This window comes from Sphingobium sp. 15-1, from assembly GCF_013375535.1.
Lineage (GTDB): Bacteria > Pseudomonadota > Alphaproteobacteria > Sphingomonadales > Sphingomonadaceae > Sphingobium > Sphingobium aromaticivastans.
Genome location: NZ_JABXJG010000001.1, coordinates 2,638,289 through 2,657,567, shown reverse-complemented (window position 1 = coordinate 2,657,567; position 19,279 = coordinate 2,638,289). Strand labels below are relative to the sequence as shown.

Below are 19,279 nucleotides of genomic sequence, written 5' to 3'. Positions count from 1 at the left end.
CAAACCCTCTTCACACGTACTGCGCAATACTCTGCGCAGTCGTTTTATAAGTGTAAAGCAGTGTCGAGGGTCGGAAATCGCATTTGAAAGAAACTGTAGCATTTATGCCACAATCGCGCAAAATGGTCGTTGAACGCCCGTATAACAACTTTGTTATAGACCCGTGTTTCCGGGAAAAACTTTCGCATTCGGTGCGTCGTAACGAACGAAGAAAATTATAGTTCCGTGAAATATTACTTCAACGTTGCGGCATCGGTCCGGTCAGCAAAAGCGGGTCGATCCGCGCATCGTTCCACTTCATGCCCCAATGAAGATGCGGTCCGGTGGCGCGCCCGGTGGCGCCGATCGCGCCGATCTGCTGTCCCTGAATCACATGCTGACCGGGAATCACGTCGATCCGCGACAGGTGCAGAAAGGCGCTGTTGAGACCATGGCCATGGTCGATCATCAGCAGATTGCCCTCCAGGGTGAAGGGGTGATCGGCGGCCAGGATCACCACGCCGTCGGCCGGCGCAACGACAGGATCGCCCGGCGCCCCCGCAACGTCGACGCCGCCATGATAGGCGCCCGGCTGCCCCTGATAAATCCGCTGCGCCCCGAACAGGCCGGAGATGCGGCCGATGCGCGGCCAGATGAACCGCTGACGCCAGCCCTGCGCGTCCGTCACCGTGTCGCGGGCGGCGGCGATCTGCTCCAGTTCCGGCTTGCGCAGGGCAAGGAAGGCTTCCGTGCTTTTCGTCGGCCGCAGCGGCGCGTTCACCTGCTCGATCCGCCAGTCGCGAGGCGCCACGGCAAGGGCACGGTCGAAAAGCGTGCCGTTGGCAAGACGTCCGGCAAGGTGGGCCTGCGACGCGGCATCCCGGTCAAAGGCGATCAGGAAGCGGCCATCGGCATCGACCGGCACCAATTGCCCGTCGACGCGCAATTCGACCGTCCCCCTGGGCGCCGTGCCCTGCAACGTGCCGCCCTGGACGGGCGCGCCAACCAGCACCAGTTCCGTGGCCGGGGGCGCGGCGAAAGACGCGGCCGCCACGCCGGCCATCGCCAACGCCACGGCGGCGATCCAGCTCTTCATCTATAATCCGACATTTTACAGCCCACGCGCCTTCAATTCGGCCTGGGCGGACATTTCGGCGCTGGCATAGGGTTCCTGCCGGGCGATGCTCCAGTAGCGCAGGTCATCCAGCGGAATCTTCCGTCCGCTGACGGCGCAGATCACATGGTCGCCCGCCTGCAGCACACGGAAGCTGTAGGCCATATAATGCAGCCGGGCCGGGCGGTCGCGGTTGGACATCAGCATGGGATCACTCGGCCTTTCTTGCGCGACGGCGTCATCAGGAAAACAGGTCCTGCTGGCCCGTCTCCTGGCCCTCGCGCGCTTTGCGCGGGGCGCGGGATGGAGTCGATATAGCCTCGGCGGACGGCTTCTCAAGAGGCGCGCCGCCATCGATGCTCGCGCCCACCGCGCCGTCGCGGAAATGCAGGCTGACCGCGCCCGCCGCCCGCGCCTCCGCCACGGATTTTACCAGCCGGTCGCCCGCCATCACCCGCGCAAAGCCGCGTTGCAGCGGCAGGTCGGGATTGACCGACGTGAAGAGACGCGAGACGCGATCGAAAGCGGTCGCCCGGTCCTTGTAAACGCGCTCCAGATAATCCGGGCGCAGCCGCAACCGGCCGACGCGCTCGGCGGCGCGGCTGACATATTGGCGGAGCAGCGCGGGGCGCAGGGCGCCGCTCGCCTGCCCCAGATGGGCGCGGGCATCGGCAACGCGGTGACGCAGACCGCTGACAAGGCCATCTGACAATTGGTCCAGCCGCTGGCGCTGGGGCGCGAGCAGCATGTCCGGCGTCGGCATCAGCCGCGCCTGCATCTCCAGCCGTTCCCGCGCCTGCGCCGCACCCCGCCGCACGGCCCGGTCCATGCGCAAGCCCTGTTCGGTCAGCGTCGCCAGCAGCTCCGCCCGCACCGGCACCGCCATTTCCGCCGCCGCCGTGGGCGTCGGCGCACGCATGTCGGCGGCATAGTCGCAGAGCGTCGTATCGGTCTCATGCCCCACGGCGGAGATGATCGGGATCGAACATTCCGCCACCGCCCGGACGACGATCTCCTCGTTGAAGCTCCACAAATCCTCGATCGAGCCGCCGCCACGCGCCACGATCACCAGATCGGGGCGGGGCAGCGGACCGCCCGGCTGCATCTCGCTGAACCCGCGCACCGCCCGCGCCACCTGCTCGGCGGCGCCCTGCCCCTGCACCAGCACGGGCCAGAGCAGCACCTGCGTCGGGCAGCGATCCTCCAACCGATGCAATATGTCCCGGATCACCGCCCCCGTGGGCGAGGTCACGACGCCGATCACCCGTGGCATGAAGGGCAAACGCCGCTTGCGCTCCCGGTCGAACAGCCCCTCCGCCGCCAGCTTCTGCTTCAATTTCTCCAGCAGCGCCATCAGCGCGCCTTCACCCGCCAGCTCCATCCGCTCGATCACGATCTGATATTTCGACCGCCCCGGATAGGTGGTGAGCTTGCCGGTGGCGATCACCTCCACCCCGTCCTGCGGCGCAAAGGGCAGGCGCGCCGCCCCACCCTTCCACATCACGCCGTCGATCACTGCATTGTCGTCCTTCAGGCACAGATAGATGTGCCCAGACCCCGCCCGCTTGAACCCGGAAATCTCGCCGCGCAGGCGGACATGGCCGAAACGGTCCTCGACCGTGCGCTTCAACAGGGCCGACAATTCGCTCACCGACAGCGGCGGCGCGTTGTCCCCTGCGCGTTCCTCGGCTAACAGGCGCCCCGAGACATCTAAACCAGCTTCATATTCCGGGGACATGGGCGAAATGAACATCCTTCTGTTGGGCGGCGGCGGCCGCGAACATGCTCTGGCCTGGAAGCTGGCGCAATCGCCTGCTCTCAGCACCCTTTATGCCGCGCCGGGCAATCCCGGCATAGCCCAGCATGCGACATTGGTCGACCTTGATGCCACGGATCATCGCGCCGTCGTGGATTTCTGCCTGCGCCACAGCATCGGCCTGGTGGTGATCGGCCCGGAAGCGCCGCTGGTCGACGGGCTGGCCGACAATCTGCGGGTGAAGGGCTATCCGGTCTTCGGCCCCGGCAAGAAGGCCGCGCAGCTTGAGGGGTCCAAGGGCTTCACCAAGGATCTGTGCAAGCGCGCCAACATCCCCACCGCCGCCTATGAGCGCGTCCACAGCAAGGATGGCGCCATCGCCGCGCTCGACGATTTCGCGCTGCCGGTGGTGATCAAGGCGGACGGTCTGGCGGCGGGCAAGGGCGTGATCATCGCGGAAACGCGGGAAGAGGCGCTGGAGGCGCTCGACTCCATGTTCTCCGGCGCGTTCGGCGCGGCGGGCGAGGAAGTGGTGCTGGAGGAGTTCATGACCGGCGAGGAAGCCAGCTTCTTCGCCCTCACCGACGGCAGCGCGATCCTGCCCTTCGGATCGGCGCAGGACCACAAGCGCGTGGGCGATGGCGACACCGGCCCCAATACCGGCGGCATGGGCGCCTATAGTCCGGCCCGCGTGCTGACCCCGGAATTGGAAGCGGAAGTGATCGAGAAGATCATCCGCCCCACGGTGGAAACGCTCGCTGCCGAAGGCACGCCCTATAGCGGCGTTCTTTATGCCGGGTTGATGCTGACCGACGAAGGGCCGAAGCTGATCGAATATAATGCCCGCTTCGGTGATCCCGAATGCCAGGTGCTGATGATGCGCTTCGACGGCGATCTGGTGACGCTGCTGCTCGCGGTGGCGGAGGGCAGGCTGGCCGATCAAGGGCCCGTGCAACTGGCGGACCGCACCGCGCTCACCATCGTCATGGCAGCGAACGGCTATCCCGGCACCCCGGAAAAGGGCGGCGCGATCACCGGCATCGACGCGGCGGAAGCCACCGGGGCGCGGGTTTTCCATGCGGGCACGGCGGACAGGGACGGCGCGATCGTCGCCCATGGCGGCCGCGTGCTGAACGTCACCGCGACCGGCGACACGGTGAAGGCGGCGCAGGAAGCGGCCTACAAGGCGGTCGACGCCATCGGCTTCCCGACCGGCTTCTGCCGCCGCGATATTGGGTGGAGAGAGGTCGCGAGGGAGGAAGCCGCGCGCTGATCCCCTTGCAGCGCGCCCTCAACCATCCTTAAATAGGCCAAATTCGGACAGGGAGGGACGAGCGATGCAAGAATTTTTCATGGACTATGGCCTATGGCTGCTGATCGCGCTGCTGGTCATCATCGGCATCGTTTTCCTGCTGTCCGGACGCAACCGGCCGAGTGAGCCATCCGTCCCGGCGGAAGTGAAGAAGCCTGCCCCGCCCACTGCCGCCCCGCTTGCCGCCGCCACGCCTGTTGCCGCGCCGCCCGTCTCCACGCCAATCGAGCCCGTCGCGCCCGAACCTGTCGCCGCTGCCCCGGCACCGGCTGAACCCGTCGCGCCCGCGCCGGAACCGATCCCGGTCTCGCCCGCCGTCACCACGCCCTCCGCCGACAAGGACGATCTGCTGAAGCTCAAGGGCGTCGGCCCCAAGCTCAACACGCTGCTGATCGAATTGGGCGTCACTCGCTATGCGCAGATCGCCGGCTGGAACGACAGCGACATCGCCGCGATCGACGCGAAGCTGGGCAATTTCAAGGGCCGTCCGGTACGCGACCAGTGGATCGACCAGGCGAAATATCTCGCCGCGGGTGACCTTGCCGGGTTCGAAGCCAAATATGGCAAGATCTGAACGGTCAGGCCGGTAGGGGCGCCTTCGCCAGCGCGGGAGCCGCCCCGCGCCCTTGCGGCACGCTGCCGAACAGCAGCGGCAGCAGCGCGCCCCGCGCCGCCAGCCGGTTGCCGAACGCCAGCAACAGGATCGACAGGGCCAGCGTCGCCGCAGCGCCCACGCCGGTCATGATGACCACGCCCATCACCAGCGGATGCCAGAGGTAGAAGAACAGGCTGTCCCGCCCGATCGCGTTGACCGGCGCGAAGTCCAGCCACAGCGCCGACAGCATCGGCAACAGCGCAATCAGGCCCAGGCACATCAGCAGCCGCGCCGGCACGAAAGCCAGCTCATCGTCGGCATCGTACAGCCCCGCCCACCAGATCAGGCCCAGCAACGCGACCGCCCCGGCGATGGGCAGGTAGCGCCGGGCAATGCGCCGTTCCGCCATCAGCATGCCGAAGAAGAAATAGACAGGATAGCGCAGATAGCGGCTGTCCAGCGACAGCAGGCTGTGCCCCACCGGGCCGTGCGCAAGGCCGAAGCCGTACATGACCGCCAGGCTGACCGGCGTGCCGATGGCCAGCAGCACCAGCGGCGAGAAGGGCAGCAGCCGCGTCAGCATGATCAGGAAGAACAGCGTCGGCACATACCAGAGGTGGAAGGGCGGCCGGAACAGCAGGTCGAACGGCAGGGTCCAGTGCAGCGCCTCCCCGCTGGCGAGCATATAGACCAGACCGGCAAAAGCCCAGGGCAGCAGCATCCGCCGGCCATAGCGGGACATCAGCGCCTGGGTGGAATCGGCGCGGGTGCGGGTGACATTGAGCAGATAGCCGGAAATGCCGACCATCAAGGGCATGCGAAATCCCGATCCGACCCATAGCGCCAGATCGTGACCGCCGGTCAGCTCCATCACGTGCCCGCCCATGACGAGCAGGATCAGCATGCCTTTCAGCAGGTCGATCGACGGATTCTTCGCCACGAAAATCTTGCCCCAGCGTCCCAATCGGAACGCTAGCGCCATAGGGTTGCGACATCGTTAACGGAAAGAAACGAATACGGCTTTGCAGCGGAGAAAAAATCTTTATCTATATCTTTCGATGAAGACGCCGCTGCTGCAACGCCTCGACGCCTCCCCTTTCGCCAAGTTCGCGCTGGCGGTCCTGGTCTTTTGCGTGATCGTCGGCGGCTGGCTGGCGGTCGGCCGGTATCGCGATGCGCGCGCGACGCTGCCGAACGACGACCCCCGGCAAAGCGCCTGCTCGCTGTGGTTCGTGGGGAGTTCGTCCATGCACCGCTGGACCAGTCTCAGCCAGGACATGAGGCCTTGGCTGGCCCATAACAGGGGCATCGACAATGCAACCTTCGCGCAAATCCTGCCGCGCTTCGCCAATGCGGGGGACGATCACAAGCCGGTGGCGATCATTCTCTATGCCGGCGAAAACGACATCGCCAACGGCATTGCGGTCCGGACCGTCATCCGCGACCTTGCCTATTTCCTGGACCTGCGCAACCGGATGATGGCCGACGTGCCGGTCCTGGTGCTGTCGATGAAGCCCAGCCCGACGCGCCGGTCGAGCTTCTCCAACCAGATGCTGTTCAATGGGGCGGCGCAAAGGCTTATCCCACAGGTTCCGCTGACCTATTATGTCGACATCACGACGCCGCTGCTGAAGGACGGGAAGCTGGGCGACAATTACCAGCCCGACGGCGTGCATATGAACCCGGCAGGGTATCGCATCTGGGCGGAGGTGGTGCGCCAGCGGCTGAAGCAAGTCCTGCCGCCCAAGACGGTAGGCCGCTGCGCGCCTTGATGGGGGTGGGAGGCGGACGGTCTGCTTTGCGTCGCTTTCCTTAAAATACACCGTGCTCCTGCGAAGGCAGGAGCCCAGTTCAGACGGTGCGATGATATACAAAGGGCAGGGCTGGGCTCCTGCCTTCGCAGGAGCACGGAGCGCTTAGAGGCAACTATTGGCAAATCAGCCCCACCGACCGACAGACCGACGCCCTTACCCCCGCCCCAATATCTCCCGCGCCCGCGGCCCCAGACGCTCCGCCGCCGCGGCATGAATCCCCGGCGCAGCGCAGAGCAATCCGAAGGCGGTCGGCTGCGGCCGGTTGAAGGAAAAGGGATTGCTGAGCGCATCGGTGACGATCGCCCCCGCCTCCTCCGCGATCAGCGCGGCGGCGGCAACGTCCCATTCATTGCCCCAGCGCACCGTGGCGACCAGATCGGCCTCGTCCGCCGCCACCATCGCCATGCGCAGCGCGATGCTGTTGGGCTTGTCGACGGTGACGAGATCGCGGTCATGGCGGGGCAACTGATCCGCCGGCACCCGCGAACCCGGCAGGATGGCCCGCGATCCCGCCTGCAAAATACGCCCGTTGCGGGTCGCCCCTGCGCCTGCCTGCGCTATCCACAGTTCGTTTCGCGCAGGCGCCGCCAATATGCCGAAGCGCACCGCGCCATGCTCCACCAGCGCCACCGACACCGCCCAGCCGGGCCGCCCGCGCAGATAATCCCGCGTCCCGTCGATCGGATCGACCACCCAGACGCGGGGCAGGTTCAGCCGGTGCACGGTGTCCGCCGTCTCCTCCGACAGCCAGCCAGCCGACGGATCGATGGCGTAGAGCCGCTCGCGCAGCATCGCGTCCAGTTCCAGATCGGCTTCGCACACCGGATGGCCGGGCACTTTCTCCCACTGGCGCACGCGCGTCTCCCCGCCCGCCCAGAGCGTCAGGGCCCGGTCGGCCGCGTCCGACACGACCGCCACCACGTCGCGCAAAGAGATGTCAGCCGCCGGCAACGGTCATCCCGTCGACGCGGATGGTCGGCACGTTCATGCCATAGCGGAAGGCCAGGTCGTTGGCCGGCACCAGCGCCCGGAACATGTCCTTCAAATTGCTGGCGATGGTGATTTCCGACACCGCCTGACCCACGGCGCCATTTTCGATCAGGAAGCCTGCGGCGCCCCGGCTGTAATCCCCGGTCACGCCGTTGACGCCCATGCCGATCAGTTCGGTGACGTAAAGGCCGCGCTTCACGTCCGCCATCAATTCGCCCGGCGAGACCGTGCCCGGCTCCATATGCACATTGGTGACGCCCGCGCCCGGCGCGCCGCTGCCGCCCCGGCTGGCATGGCCGGTCGGCTCCAACCCCAATTGCCGCGCCGAAGCGCTGTCCATCAGCCAGCCGGTCAGCACACCCTTGTCGATCAATGCGCGGCGTTCGACCGGAAGCCCCTCGCCGTCGAAGGGCCGCGAACGCAGGCCGCGCAGCCGCAGCGGATCGTCGACAATCGTGATGGCCGAATCGAACAGCGCCTCACCCAGCGATTCCAGCAGGAAACTCGACCGCCGTGCGATCGCCGGCCCCACCATGCCGCCGATCAGATGCCCGACCAGGCTGGAGCCAATGCGCGGGTCGAAGATCACCGGCATCACGCCGCTGCCCACCTTCACCGGATTGAGCCGCGCCACCGCCCGATGCCCGGCGCGGGTGCCGACCGTTTCTGCATCGTCCAGATCCGCGATATGGCGGACGCTGTGGCTGGCATGGTCGCGCTGCATGTCGGCGCCGGTCCCGGCCAGCACGCTCGCCCAAGTCGAATGGCTCGTCCCCGCATAGGCCCCGGCAAAGCCATGGCTGGTCGCCAGCGCCATCTGGCTCCGCCCGGTCGCCGCGCCGCCGCCTTCGCTGTTGGTGACGCCCGGCACGGCCCGCGCCGCCTCCTCGGCTATCATGGCGCGCTCCCTGAGCTGCGCCGGTTCCGGCTCGAACGGATCGGTCAGGTCCAGCGCGGGCAGCTTCTTCTTGAGCAGCCGGTCTTCGGGCGCAAGGCCCGCATAGGGGTCCTCCGGCGCCTGCCCCGCCATGGCGATGCAACGGTCGACCAAAGTCGCCAATGTCGCCGGATTCATGTCCGACGCCGAAATGCTGGCGGACCGGCTGCCGATGAACACGCGCAGGCCGATTTCCTCGCCCTCCGACCGCTCCACATCCTCCAGCGCGCCCAGCCGCACGGATATGTTGGTCGAGGCGTTGCAGGCATAGATGGCGTCGGCCGCATCCGCCCCAGCCCGGCGCGCCGCCGTCACCAGATCCTGCGCGCGGGACTGGGCTTCTTCTAGGCTGAGCATGGACTGTGTCGATTCCTGAAAGGGGATATGCAGGGCGAAGGGGCGGCCTTACGCGCTTGGGCCATGGTCGGCAACCTGCCCTTCCGGTCGCTCATCCAACCAGTGCCGCAACAGATGCCAGGCGACCGCCATCGGCGGCGGCGCGATGAAGGGCGCGTCCTCTTCGCCAGCCATCGCGGCGCGAACGCCCGCCTCATCGCACCAGAAGGCATGTTCGATCTCATTTTCATCGATCTTCAGCGCGTCGTCATCCGCCTGCGCCGTGCAGGCGATCATCAGCGAGGAGGGGAAGGGCCAGGGCTGGCTGGTCACATAGCGCACCGCATGGGTGGCGACGCCCGCTTCCTCCTTGATCTCGCGGATGACGGCTTCCTCCAGCGTTTCGCCCGGCTCGACGAAGCCCGCCAGCGCAGAATAGCGCCCCGCAGGCCAGCTATGCTGCCGCCCCAGCAACACCCGCCCGCGATGTTCGGCCAGCATGATCACCACCGGATCGACGCGGGGAAAATGCTCGGCCCGGCACGACCCGCATTGCCGCGACCAGCCCGCCTTGACCGGCGCCGTGCGCTGCCCGCACACCGAACAGAAGCGATGCCGCGCATGCCAGGCCAGCAGGCTGCGCGCCGCGCCGTACAGCGCAACCTCATGCCCCGGCACCTCGTCCGCCAGCGCCCGGGCGCGGGCCGAGGCCAGGAAACTGTCCGGCGTATCCGCCAGCAACTCCACGAAGATCGGCCGCTGCTGCTCATCCACGCCCAGCAGCGCATGATGCTCGATCCAGGCATCGCCCGGCAGCGGTTCCATCACCAGATGACCGCCCTCGACCACTGGCTCCAGCCCCTCCAGCACCACCCGGCGGGCCAGCGGCGAGGCGAAGGCGTCCGCCAGCAAAGCGGGATTGGTGCGGACATGGTCGACCCGGTCCAGCCGTCCCCCGCCAAAGGCCACAAGCCGCGAATCCGGGGTGCTAGAGCCGTGCATCGTCCATCCTCTCCTTCATCGCTGCCTCGGCGGCGCGGGCGAACAGGGTCGGCAGGCCCGCCTTCCCGATGTCCGCCATCGGCCACCACTCACCCTCGCCGGGCGGCGTCACGTCCGGCCCGACATGGGCATGGTGCACCGTCAATGCGAGGGAGAAATGGCTAAAAACATGCGCGACCGGCTCGGCCACCCGCCGCCACGACGCGGCAAGCGGCGGCGTCGCGTCGGGCGCATCGTTCCACTCGGAGGAAGGCAGCGCCCGCATGCCCCCCAGCATTCCCTTGTCTGGCCGCCGCACCAGCCAGACCTGCCCGTCGGGCCGCTCGATCCACCAGCCATGGCCCAAACGGTGCGGCTTGGCCTTCTTCGCCGCCTTGACCGGGAAAGCGGCGGGATCGGCGGTGCGGAAAGCCGCGCAATCCTCCCGCAAGGGGCAAATGCCGCAGGCGGGGTTGCGCGCCGTACAGATGGTCGCGCCCAGGTCCATCATCGCCTGCGCGAAATCCCCGGCGCGGGCATCGGGGGTGATCGCGTCGGTCGCGGCGCGAATCTCCGGGCGCGCCGCAGGCAAGGGCGTGGCGATGGCGAAGAGCCGCGCCACCACCCGCTCGACATTGGCGTCGACCACCACGGCGCGCCGCCCGAAGGCGATCGCCGCCACCGCCGCCGCCGTATAGGCGCCGACCCCCGGCAGAGCGCGCAGGCCCTCTTCGGTATCGGGAAACACACCGCCATGCTCGCCCGCCACCGCCCGGGCGCAGGCCAGCAGATTGCGGGCGCGGGCATAATAGCCCAGCCCCGCCCAGGCGGCCATGACCTCGGCATCCTGTTCCGCCGCCAAAGCCGCCACATCGGGCCAGCGCGCCGTGAACTTCGCAAAATAGGGCCCGACCGCCGCCACCGTGGTTTGCTGGAGCATCACCTCCGACAGCCAGACGCGATAGGGATCGGCGGCATTGGCCCCCGGCGGGGCGCGCCAGGGCAGTTTGCGCGCATGCACATCATAATGAGCGAGCAAATCGGATGCTATTTTCTGGATGTTACCCTCGACGCGCATGCCGCCCCTATGCCATTAAGAGAGCCATGACGGAACGCCCCGCGCCCCCTAAAATGAAAAGCCGCAAGGAGCGGGACCAGGAACGCCCACGCGTCGGCGCGCCGCGCCGGATCGCGGACCTGATGCCCGCCATCGGCGCCGCCGCCTTCCGCAAATTCGGCTTCGTCCAGTCCAGCATCGTCACCCGCTGGGCGGAGATTGTCGGCGCCCATTATGCCGCCATCAGCGAACCCGAATCGATCCGCTTTCCGGCAGGCAAGAAGGCGGGCGGCACATTGCAGCTCACCGTCATGAGCGGCCATGCGCCGATGATCCAGCATGTGTTGCCCGACATCATCGACCGGGTGAACCGCTTCTTCGGCTATGCCGCCGTCGCCAAGGTCGCGATGAAGCAGGGCATGATCCAGCCCAGGGAACCGGAACGCCGGCCCCCGCCGCGCAACCTGAAGCCGATTCCGGTCGAGCTGGGCGATTCCCTGCGCGACATTGGCGATCCGGAATTGCGGGCGGTGCTGGAATCGCTGGCGCAGGGGCTTGCCAATAGCGGTGGTTTGCCCAAGATCAGTTAGCATAGCTTAGGAAAAAATGGTTGAATTCCAGCCATCCCCACCTTCGTCACCCCGGGCTTGACCCGGGGTTCCGCTTTTCTTTGAAGCCCCGCCCAGCCCAAGGCAGCGGGCCCCTGGGTCAAGCCCGGGGTGACGGTAAGGAAATGTCCGCTCTTGACCATTTCAGGCCAAATCCCCCACACAGCCTGAAACATTCAAAGGCCGTGACAGGGGCGGCGCATCACTGGACCACCGCATGACCAAACTCCGCCTGGCTCTCCTCGCCCTGCTCGCCATCCCCGCGGGCGCATCTCTGTCCGCATGGGCCGCCCCCGCTGTCAACTGGGTGAGCCAGGTCGTGCTGTCCCCCATCGGCGGCCATGTGCTGGGCAATCCCGCCGCGCCGGACAAGCTGGTCGAATATGTCAGCTACACCTGCTCCCACTGCGCCCATTTCGTGGGCGAGGCCAGCGAGCCCCTGCGCGCCAATTATGTGAAGCCCGGCAAGCTGAGCGTCGAAGTCCGCAACGCCGTGCGCGACAAATATGACCTGACCGCCGCCCTGCTCGCCCGCTGCGGCGGCCCCCGGCGCTTCTTCGGCAATCATGAGGCTCTTTTCGCCAATCAGGACGCCTGGATGGAAAAGCTCCAGGCCTATGAAAAGGACGCCGCCAAGCCCGCCGATCAAAAGGCCGCCCTGCGCGACATCGGGCAAAAGACCGGCCTTTACGCCCTGATGGCCAAGCGCGGCTTCAAGCCTGCCCAGCTCGACGCCTGCATCAACGACCCCGCATCGATGCAGCGCATCCTCGCCATGACCGACGAAGCCTGGAACAAGGTGCAGATTTCCGGCACCCCCGCCTTCACGCTGAACGGCACGCTGGTCCACGGGTCCGACTGGACGCGGTTGCAGGCGGCACTGCCCTGATCTAAACGTGCACGATAACGCCCGACAAACGGAGCCAAAATACCGTGAAAGCCCTTACCGGACTTGCCCTCATCGCTCTCAGCTTGACCATCGCCGCCTGCGGCAAGAAGGATGAAGGCGGCGCAACTTCAGCCGAACCGGTCGCCGCCGTCGCCGCGCCGGCGGGCACCAAATGGTCGGAGACCATCGCCGCGACGCCCGACGGCCAGTTCGTCATGGGCAACCCCAATGCGAAGGTGAAGCTGATCGAATATGGCTCCTACACCTGCTCGCACTGCCGCGATTTCGCCGCTGAATCGGCGGAGGAGATCAAGCAGATTGTCGACAGCGGCAAGATGAGCTTCGAATTCCGCAATTATGTGCGCGACCCGATCGACATTTCGACGGCGCTGCTGGCCCGTTGCGGCGGCAAGGACATCTTCTATCCCCTGTCCGAACAGTTTTTCGCCAACCAGAACGCGATGTTCGAAAAGGCGCAGGCGCTGGGCGACGAAAAATACAAGGCGCTGATGAGCGCGCCCCCGGCCCAGCGCTTCGGCCAGCTTGCCGCCGCCGTCGGCCTGGTCGACTTCGCCAAGCAGCGCGGCATAGCGGAGGATCAGGCCAAGCAATGCCTGGCCGACACCGCCGCCGCCGAAAAGCTGGCCAAGGGCGTGGAAGACGCCAATCAGCAATATAAGATCGAAGGCACGCCGACCTTCATCCTGAACGGCGTGATGGTGGAAAACACCGCCGCCTGGCCGGCGCTGCGCACCAAGCTCAAGGAAACGGGACTCTAGAGCAGAATCCGACCCGATTGCATCGGATCGGCTGCTCTAGACCTTTGTTTTGCCGCGTTTTCCGAGTCAGCAGATGATTCTATCTGCTTGGAAAACGCTCTAGGTCAGGGATTTGGGATTGGGTAAAAGGGGGCTGACATCATCGATGCGGGTTTCCGCTAAAGTGATTTCAAGCCGGATGGCAACATCCGGCGGCTCGGAAATCACGGGCAACAAAAATATGCTGGCCCCGCAAGGGGCCAGCCGCAGGGCGGCTTCCGGCTGCCCCTACCGGCACGCATGCAGATAAAGCGCCTCAAACTTTCCGGCTTCAAGAGCTTCGTCGATCCGACGGAGTTGCGCATCGAACCCGGCCTGACCGGCATTGTCGGGCCGAACGGCTGCGGCAAGTCGAATCTGCTTGAAGCGATCCGCTGGGTCATGGGCGAATCCAGCGCCAAGTCGATGCGCGGCGGCGGCATGGAGGATGTGATCTTCGCGGGCACCTCCACCCGCCCGCAGCGCGATTTTGCCGAAGTCTCGCTGATGACCGTGCAGGAACAGGGCGAGCTGTTCAACGCGGTCGAGGTCGCCGCCGACGGCGAGCTGGAAGTCACCCGCCGGATCGAGCGCGGGGCGGGCAGCGCCTATCGCGCCAATGGCCGCGACGTCCGTGCCAAGGATGTGGCGCTGATCTTCGCGGACGCCGCCACCGGCCCGCACAGTCCTGCGCTGGTCAGTCAGGGCCGCATCGCCGCCGTCATCGCCGCACGCCCGCAGGAACGCCGCGCCATGCTGGAGGAAGCGGCGGGCATTTCCGGCCTGCACGTCCGCCGCAAGGATGCCGAGCAAAAGCTGCGCGCCGCCGAAGCGAATCTGATGCGGCTGGACGAAATCCTCTCCGACATGGACGCCCGCGCCAACAGCCTGCGCCGTCAGGCCAAGGCGGCGGAGCGCTATATCCGCCTGTCGGAGCAGATCCGCATTGCCGAAGCCCGCACCATCTTCGCCCGCTGGCGCGAGGCCGCCGCCAGTGCCGACGCTGCCCGCGCCGAAGCGAAGCAGGCCGAAACCGCCGTCAGCGCCGCACAGGAAGCGCAGCAGGCCGCCGCCGTCCACGCCAACGCCGCCGTCGAGGCGCTTGCCCAGAAACGCGCCGCCGCCCAGACCGCCCGCGACGCCGCCAGCGAGGCGGGCCACAAGCTCACGGCTCTCCGCACCGAGCGCGACGGCGTGGTCCGCCGCCTCCACGACCTCGCCCAGCAGGCCGCCCGGCTGGAGGAAGACCGCGAACGCGAAGGCACGCTCGCCAATGACGCGGCGGAGGCGATCGCCCGCCTTACCGACGAAATCGCCACGCTAAAGGCGCGCATTACCGAGACCGAAGCGATGCGCCCCGATTTCGCCGGCCGAATCGCCCGCGCCGAGGATGCAGCGCGGGACGCCGAACTTGATCTCGCCAAGGCCATGGCGAAGCAGGCTGGCGAGCAGGCCGAATTGCGGGTGGCCGAAGCCGCGCTCGCGGCGGCGCGCAGCCGCCTCGAGCGCGCCAGTCGCGAAGCCCAACGGCTCCAATCCGAAGCCGCCGCCCTGCCCGACGCCGCGCCGCTGGAGGCCAAGCGCGCCGAAGCCCTGACCACCCAGCAGCAGGCCAGCGTCGACCGCGACTCCGCCGAAGCCGCGATCCGTACCGCCGAAACCAGCCGCGCCGAAGCCGCCGAAGCCCGCGCCACCGCCGAAGCCGCGCTTGCCTCCGCCCGTGCCGGACTCGCCGCGCTGGACAGCGAAGCTGCCGCCCTCAAACGGGCCGTCGAAAGCGGCGCCAACAACCGCAGCCGCGCCCTCGATCAGTTGAAGGCCGCCCCCGGCTATGAACGCGCCCTCGCCGCCGCGCTGGGCGACGATCTGGAAGCGCCCATCGCAGCGGAGGGCAAGCGCCGCTGGGCAGGCGCCGCCGCGCTCGACAGCGACCCCAGGCTGCCCGAAGGCTGCACCGCCCTCTCCGCCCATGTCACCGCCCCGCCCGAACTCGCCCGTCGCTTGGCTCAGGTCGCGGTCGCGGACAAAGACGAAGGCCAGCCCCTCGCGGTCGGCCAGCGCCTCGTCACCAAGGACGGCCAGCTTCGCCGCTGGGACGGCTATGTCGCTCTGGAAGGGGGCGCGGCCGCCGCCGAGCGGCTGATCCGCCTCAACCGCCTCGAAGCCATCGCCGCCGCCCGCCCCGCCGCCGAGGCCGAAGTCGAAACCGCCCGCGCCGCGCAGGACTCCGCCGCCGCCCAGGAACGCGAGGCCGCCCAGACCCTCGCCACCGGTCGCACGCAGCTCTCCAGCGCCGACCAGCGCCTGCGCACTGCCCTGCGCTCTGCCGACGAGGCCGCCACAGCGCTCGAACGCCTGACTGGCCGCCGCGAAGCCATAGAGGAACGCCTCACCGAAGCCCGCGCCGATCTCAACGCTGCGCAGGCCGAATATGACAAGGCGCAAAGCAACCGCGCCGCCATGCCGGACGGCGAGGAAACCCACACCCTCGTCGCCACGCTCCAGCAAACCAGCGAAAAGGCCCGCCTCGCCGTTAGCCAGTTGCAGGCCGATCAGGCGCTGGCCGACCGGGCGCTGGCCAGCGACCGCGAACGCATGGCCGCCGCCGATGCGGAGGCCAAGGGCTGGCGCGCTCGCGCGGGCGAAGCGGCCAAGCGCATCGCCGCCATGGTCGACCGCAACGACGCCATCGCCCAGGAGCGCGCCGAAATCGCGGACCAGCCGGACAGCCTTGCGGCCACCATCGCAAGCCTTGCCGAGCAGGGCGACGCGTTGACCCAGGCCGCCGACACTGCCCGCCGCGAGGAAACCCAAGCCGAAGCCGCCCTGCGCGCCGCCGAACAGCGTGCTTCCCAGGCGGGCGAAACGCTCGCAGGGTGCCGCGAAGCCCGCGCCACCGCCGCCGCCCGCGCTGAAGCGGCCGATGAAAAGCGCGTCGAAACCAACCGCCTCTCGGGCGAACGCTTCGAATGCCCGCCGCCGGTCCTGCCCGAAAAACTGGGCTTCGCCAGCGCCGACATCCGCATCGCCCAGACCGAACAGGCGGAACATGACCGCCTCTCCACCGAACGCGAGCGCATCGGCCCGGTCAACCTTGTCGCTGCGCAGGAACTGGAGGAGCTGGAAACCACCCAGGCCACCAGCCGCGCCGAAAGCGAGGAACTGACCCAAGCCATCAACCGCCTGCGCGGCTCGATCGGCAGCCTCAACCGCGAGGGCCGCCAGCGCCTGCTCGCCGCGTTCGAAGCGGTGGACGGCCATTTCCGCCGCCTCTTCACCACCCTCTTCAACGGCGGCCAGGCGCATCTGGAACTGATCGAGAGTGACGATCCGCTGGAAGCGGGGCTGGAGATCATGGCCCAGCCGCCGGGCAAAAAGCTCGCCGCCCTGACGCTTCTGTCAGGCGGCGAACAGGCGCTGACCGCCGTCGCCCTGATCTTCGGCCTGTTCCTGACGAACCCCGCCCCGATCTGCGTGCTGGACGAAGTCGACGCCCCGCTGGACGACGCCAATGTGGAGCGCTTCTGCGACCTGCTCGACGCCATGGTGGGGCAGACCGACACGCGCTACCTGATCGTCAGCCACAATGCAGTGACGATGGCGCGCATGCACCGCCTGTTCGGCGTGACGATGGTGGAACGGGGGGTGAGCCGCCTCGTCTCCGTCAATCTCGGGGGCGCGGAGGCTTTGCTGGCAGCAGAATAGCCAGCCCTATTTCGTAACCGTCATTCCCGCGAAGGCGGGAATGACGAGCCTCACCCCTCCATCCACCCCCGCATCCGCCGGAACAAGCCCCGCTCCGCCATGGGCTCCAGCATCTCGCCCGGCCCTTCCGGATCAAGCACCTCATTGTCCGCCAACCAGGCCTGCACCTCGTTCAGATCCGGCGTGACATAAGGCCGCAGAGTCCGCCCCGCCTTCTCCCGCAACTGCTCGATCGCCGCGATCAGCCCGCGCTCCGCAATCACCGCCGCCACCCGCTCGACCGGCAGGTCCAGATGCTCCGCGATCAGATCGTCGCGAATCTCCCGGATCGCCTCCTCCCGCCCCGCATTGGCCGGCAGCGCCGCATCGATCGTCACGTCGCATTCCGTGTCCAGCCGCATCGAGCGGTTGTTCATGTTGGACGACCCGACGCGCAACACCCGACCGTCGACGATCAATATCTTGGCATGGACATAGATCGGCTCCCCCCGCGCGGTGAAGGGGTGATAAAGCCGCAGCCGCCCATGGGCGTCCCGCGCCTTCAATGCCTCGAACAGCCGGGCGCGGGCGGTGTCCATCGCCTGCTGCTCCAGCCAGCCATCGGCCTGCTCCGGGTTGACGATGACGATCTCCGGCCCGTCTTCCTCGCCCAGCCGCGCCGCAATCGCTTCGGCAATGCGGCGGGACGCGAAATATTGGCTCTCGGCGTAAATAGTGCGCCGCGCCGAGGCGATCTGGTTCACATAGAGCCGCTCGATCTCGATCAGCGGCTCCTGATCCTCCATCTCCGGCGCAGAGCGGGAGATGGCGACATCGACATCCTCGAACTGCACCGGCAGGGCGTCGGGCCAGCAATCCTCCACGCCCTCCACCGGCGCCAGCGCCTCGCCGCCCGCCCCCTGCCACCGGTTCCGCGCATGTTCGCCCAGGGCCGCCGCCACCCGCCCCTGCAAGGCCGTCGTCGCGTCATGCCATGGCCCATAGGCCGACCCGTCCGGATGCCGCCGCCCCGGATCGTCATCGCGATGATGCCGCGTGTCCCACCGGTCCGCCGTCATGTCGATCCCGCCGCAAAAGGCGAAGCAATCGTCGATCACCACGATCTTCTGATGATGCGAGGCGGCGGTCGGATGATGGCTGTCCAGCTTCACCGTGATGCGCGAATTGGCCATCCAGCGGACCGTGGTGAACAGGTTCGAGGGCCGCACCATCGACTTCATCGCTCCCACGTCCCAGCGCAGCAGGAAGATTTCCAGCTCCGGCGTCCGCTCCACCAGCCAGCTTATGAAATCCCCGATTACCGTCGGCGCGCCATCGCCCGCCTCATCCTCCCGGATCAGCGTGATCGCGGCGTCGAAATCCCAGCCGATCAGCATGATCCGCCGCTTCGCCTTCATCATCGCGGCGCGGGCATGGCGAAAATAGGCGTCCGCATCGACGATCACGCTGGCCTTCGACGCCCGGCCGATGCGCCAGCAATCCTCCCCCTCGCGCGGCCCGCTCATGCGCTGCCCACCACCAGGCAGCCCAGGAACATCAGCAGCCCGGCAAAGCGGTTGGAGCGGAATTTCGCCAAGGGATCGATGCCGTCCTCCTTCAACGTCGCCACCTGCCAGCCCAGATGCGCCGCCATCGGCAGCAACGCCGCCAACGCCAGCCCCTGCGGCCGGACCTGCCAGATCGCGCCCGCCCAAAGCGCCAGCGCCAGCGCATAGCAGAGCGTCACCCCGCCCCGCACATGCCGCCCCATGGAGAGCGCGCTCGACCCGATGCCGATCAACGCATCATCCTCCCGGTCCTGCAACGCATAGATGGTGTCATAGCCCACCACCCAGAAGATGCAGCCCGCATAGAGCAATATCCCCGGCAAGGTCAGCGCCCCCGCCACCTCGCTCCACCCCACCAGAGCCGCCCAGGAAAAGACCAGCCCCAACCAGATCTGCGGCCAGCCGGTGATCCGCTTCATGAAGGGATAGGCCGCCACCAGCGCCAGCGACCCCAGCGCCACGACCTGCGCATGAAGATGAAGCTGCAACAGCACCACCAGCCCCATCAGGCAAAGCGCCACCAGCCAGACCCAGGCGGTCTTCACCGAAACCGCCCCGCTCGCCAAGGGCCGCGAAGCCGTCCGCGCCACCTGCCGGTCGAGATCGCAGTCGACGATGTCGTTGAACACGCAGCCAGCACCGCGCATCGCGATGCTGCCCAGCAGCAGCCACAGGATCAGCGGCCAATGCGCCCGCGCCCCGCCCGCCAGCACCACTGCCCAGGCGCCCGGCCAGAACAGCAGCCACCAGCCGATCGGCCGGTCGAACCGCGCCAGCAAGGCCAAGGCACGCGGAACATCCGGCAACCGCGCCACCAGCCCACGCGCTTCGCTATCGGGAACGATGCTACTTGCCACAATTA

17 protein-coding genes are annotated in these 19,279 nt (G+C 67.4%); 7 read left to right on the top strand and 10 right to left on the bottom strand.

Going from position 1 to position 19,279, the window contains the following annotated elements:
* Positions 1 to 238: 238 nt before the first annotated feature.
* From HUK72_RS12680 to xseA, 3 genes are read right to left on the bottom strand one after another with little or no spacing between them, the layout of a single operon-like run.
* Positions 239 to 1,075, bottom strand: coding sequence for a M23 family metallopeptidase (locus HUK72_RS12680; protein WP_176597085.1), 837 nt, complete (start codon positions 1,073 to 1,075; stop codon positions 239 to 241).
* A gap of 15 nt (positions 1,076 to 1,090) precedes the next feature.
* Positions 1,091 to 1,300 carry a DUF2093 domain-containing protein gene (locus tag HUK72_RS12675; RefSeq protein ID WP_176597084.1) on the bottom strand — a complete coding sequence of 70 codons (210 nt, stop codon included), beginning with the start codon at positions 1,298 to 1,300 and terminating at the stop codon, positions 1,091 to 1,093.
* A gap of 34 nt (positions 1,301 to 1,334) precedes the next feature.
* On the bottom strand, positions 1,335 to 2,831 hold the full coding sequence (xseA, locus tag HUK72_RS12670) for an exodeoxyribonuclease VII large subunit (protein ID WP_176597083.1): 1,497 nt from the start codon (positions 2,829 to 2,831) through the stop codon (positions 1,335 to 1,337).
* 7 nt (positions 2,832 to 2,838) lie between these two features.
* Between xseA and purD the strand changes: the two genes are divergently transcribed.
* Together purD and HUK72_RS12660 are read left to right on the top strand one after the other, a co-directional pair.
* Positions 2,839 to 4,122, top strand: a complete 1,284-nt coding sequence (gene purD / locus HUK72_RS12665; RefSeq protein ID WP_176597082.1) for a phosphoribosylamine--glycine ligase — start codon at positions 2,839 to 2,841, stop codon at positions 4,120 to 4,122.
* Between the two features lie 64 nt (positions 4,123 to 4,186).
* A complete protein-coding gene (locus tag HUK72_RS12660) occupies positions 4,187 to 4,735 on the top strand; it encodes a hypothetical protein (RefSeq protein WP_176597081.1) in 549 nt (182 codons plus the stop codon).
* A gap of 4 nt (positions 4,736 to 4,739) precedes the next feature.
* On the opposite strand, the gene HUK72_RS12655 is transcribed toward HUK72_RS12660, so the two are convergent.
* Positions 4,740 to 5,696 carry an acyltransferase gene (locus HUK72_RS12655; protein WP_176597843.1) on the bottom strand — a complete coding sequence of 319 codons (957 nt, stop codon included), beginning with the start codon at positions 5,694 to 5,696 and terminating at the stop codon, positions 4,740 to 4,742.
* A gap of 118 nt (positions 5,697 to 5,814) precedes the next feature.
* Here HUK72_RS12655 and HUK72_RS12650 point away from each other — a divergent pair, with 118 nt between their 5' ends.
* Positions 5,815 to 6,528: a GDSL-type esterase/lipase family protein gene (locus tag HUK72_RS12650; RefSeq protein ID WP_176597080.1), complete on the top strand. Its 714-nt coding sequence runs from the start codon at positions 5,815 to 5,817 to the stop codon at positions 6,526 to 6,528.
* 195 nt (positions 6,529 to 6,723) lie between these two features.
* On the opposite strand, the gene HUK72_RS12645 is transcribed toward HUK72_RS12650, so the two are convergent.
* Genes HUK72_RS12645 through HUK72_RS12630 form a run of 4 tightly spaced genes read right to left on the bottom strand, consistent with a single transcriptional unit; the run spans position 6,724 to position 10,892 of the window.
* Positions 6,724 to 7,521, bottom strand: coding sequence for an inositol monophosphatase family protein (locus HUK72_RS12645; protein ID WP_176597079.1), 798 nt, complete (start codon positions 7,519 to 7,521; stop codon positions 6,724 to 6,726).
* Positions 7,508 to 8,854 carry a TldD/PmbA family protein gene (locus HUK72_RS12640; RefSeq protein ID WP_176597078.1) on the bottom strand — a complete coding sequence of 449 codons (1,347 nt, stop codon included), beginning with the start codon at positions 8,852 to 8,854 and terminating at the stop codon, positions 7,508 to 7,510. Before HUK72_RS12640 ends, HUK72_RS12645 begins: the two co-directional genes overlap by 14 nt.
* Before the next feature lie 48 nt (positions 8,855 to 8,902).
* Positions 8,903 to 9,835: an NAD(+) diphosphatase gene (gene nudC, locus HUK72_RS12635; RefSeq protein WP_176597077.1), complete on the bottom strand. Its 933-nt coding sequence runs from the start codon at positions 9,833 to 9,835 to the stop codon at positions 8,903 to 8,905.
* Complete coding sequence (locus tag HUK72_RS12630) at positions 9,822 to 10,892, bottom strand: A/G-specific adenine glycosylase (protein ID WP_176597076.1); 1,071 nt, start codon at positions 10,890 to 10,892, stop codon at positions 9,822 to 9,824. The genes nudC and HUK72_RS12630 overlap by 14 nt, the downstream gene beginning before the upstream one ends.
* Positions 10,893 to 10,918: 26 nt before the next feature.
* Here HUK72_RS12630 and HUK72_RS12625 point away from each other — a divergent pair, with 26 nt between their 5' ends.
* The 4 genes from HUK72_RS12625 (at position 10,919) to smc (ending at position 16,870) form a co-directional block, all read left to right on the top strand.
* A complete protein-coding gene (locus tag HUK72_RS12625) occupies positions 10,919 to 11,461 on the top strand; it encodes a DUF721 domain-containing protein (protein WP_176597075.1) in 543 nt (180 codons plus the stop codon).
* A 235-nt stretch (positions 11,462 to 11,696) separates the two neighbouring features.
* Positions 11,697 to 12,368: a thioredoxin domain-containing protein gene (locus HUK72_RS12620; RefSeq protein WP_176597074.1), complete on the top strand. Its 672-nt coding sequence runs from the start codon at positions 11,697 to 11,699 to the stop codon at positions 12,366 to 12,368.
* Between the two features lie 44 nt (positions 12,369 to 12,412).
* Positions 12,413 to 13,147 (top strand): thioredoxin domain-containing protein, encoded by a 735-nt coding sequence (locus HUK72_RS12615; protein ID WP_176597073.1) that lies wholly within the window; start codon positions 12,413 to 12,415, stop codon positions 13,145 to 13,147.
* Between the two features lie 279 nt (positions 13,148 to 13,426).
* Positions 13,427 to 16,870, top strand: coding sequence for a chromosome segregation protein SMC (gene smc / locus HUK72_RS12610; protein WP_176597072.1), 3,444 nt, complete (start codon positions 13,427 to 13,429; stop codon positions 16,868 to 16,870).
* A gap of 50 nt (positions 16,871 to 16,920) precedes the next feature.
* On the opposite strand, the gene HUK72_RS12605 is transcribed toward smc, so the two are convergent.
* Positions 16,921 to 18,375 (bottom strand): phospholipase D-like domain-containing protein, encoded by a 1,455-nt coding sequence (locus HUK72_RS12605; RefSeq protein WP_176597071.1) that lies wholly within the window; start codon positions 18,373 to 18,375, stop codon positions 16,921 to 16,923.
* Positions 18,372 to 19,274, bottom strand: a complete 903-nt coding sequence (ubiA, locus tag HUK72_RS12600; protein WP_176597070.1) for a 4-hydroxybenzoate octaprenyltransferase — start codon at positions 19,272 to 19,274, stop codon at positions 18,372 to 18,374. Before ubiA ends, HUK72_RS12605 begins: the two co-directional genes overlap by 4 nt.
* Between the last annotated feature and the right edge of the window lie 5 nt (positions 19,275 to 19,279).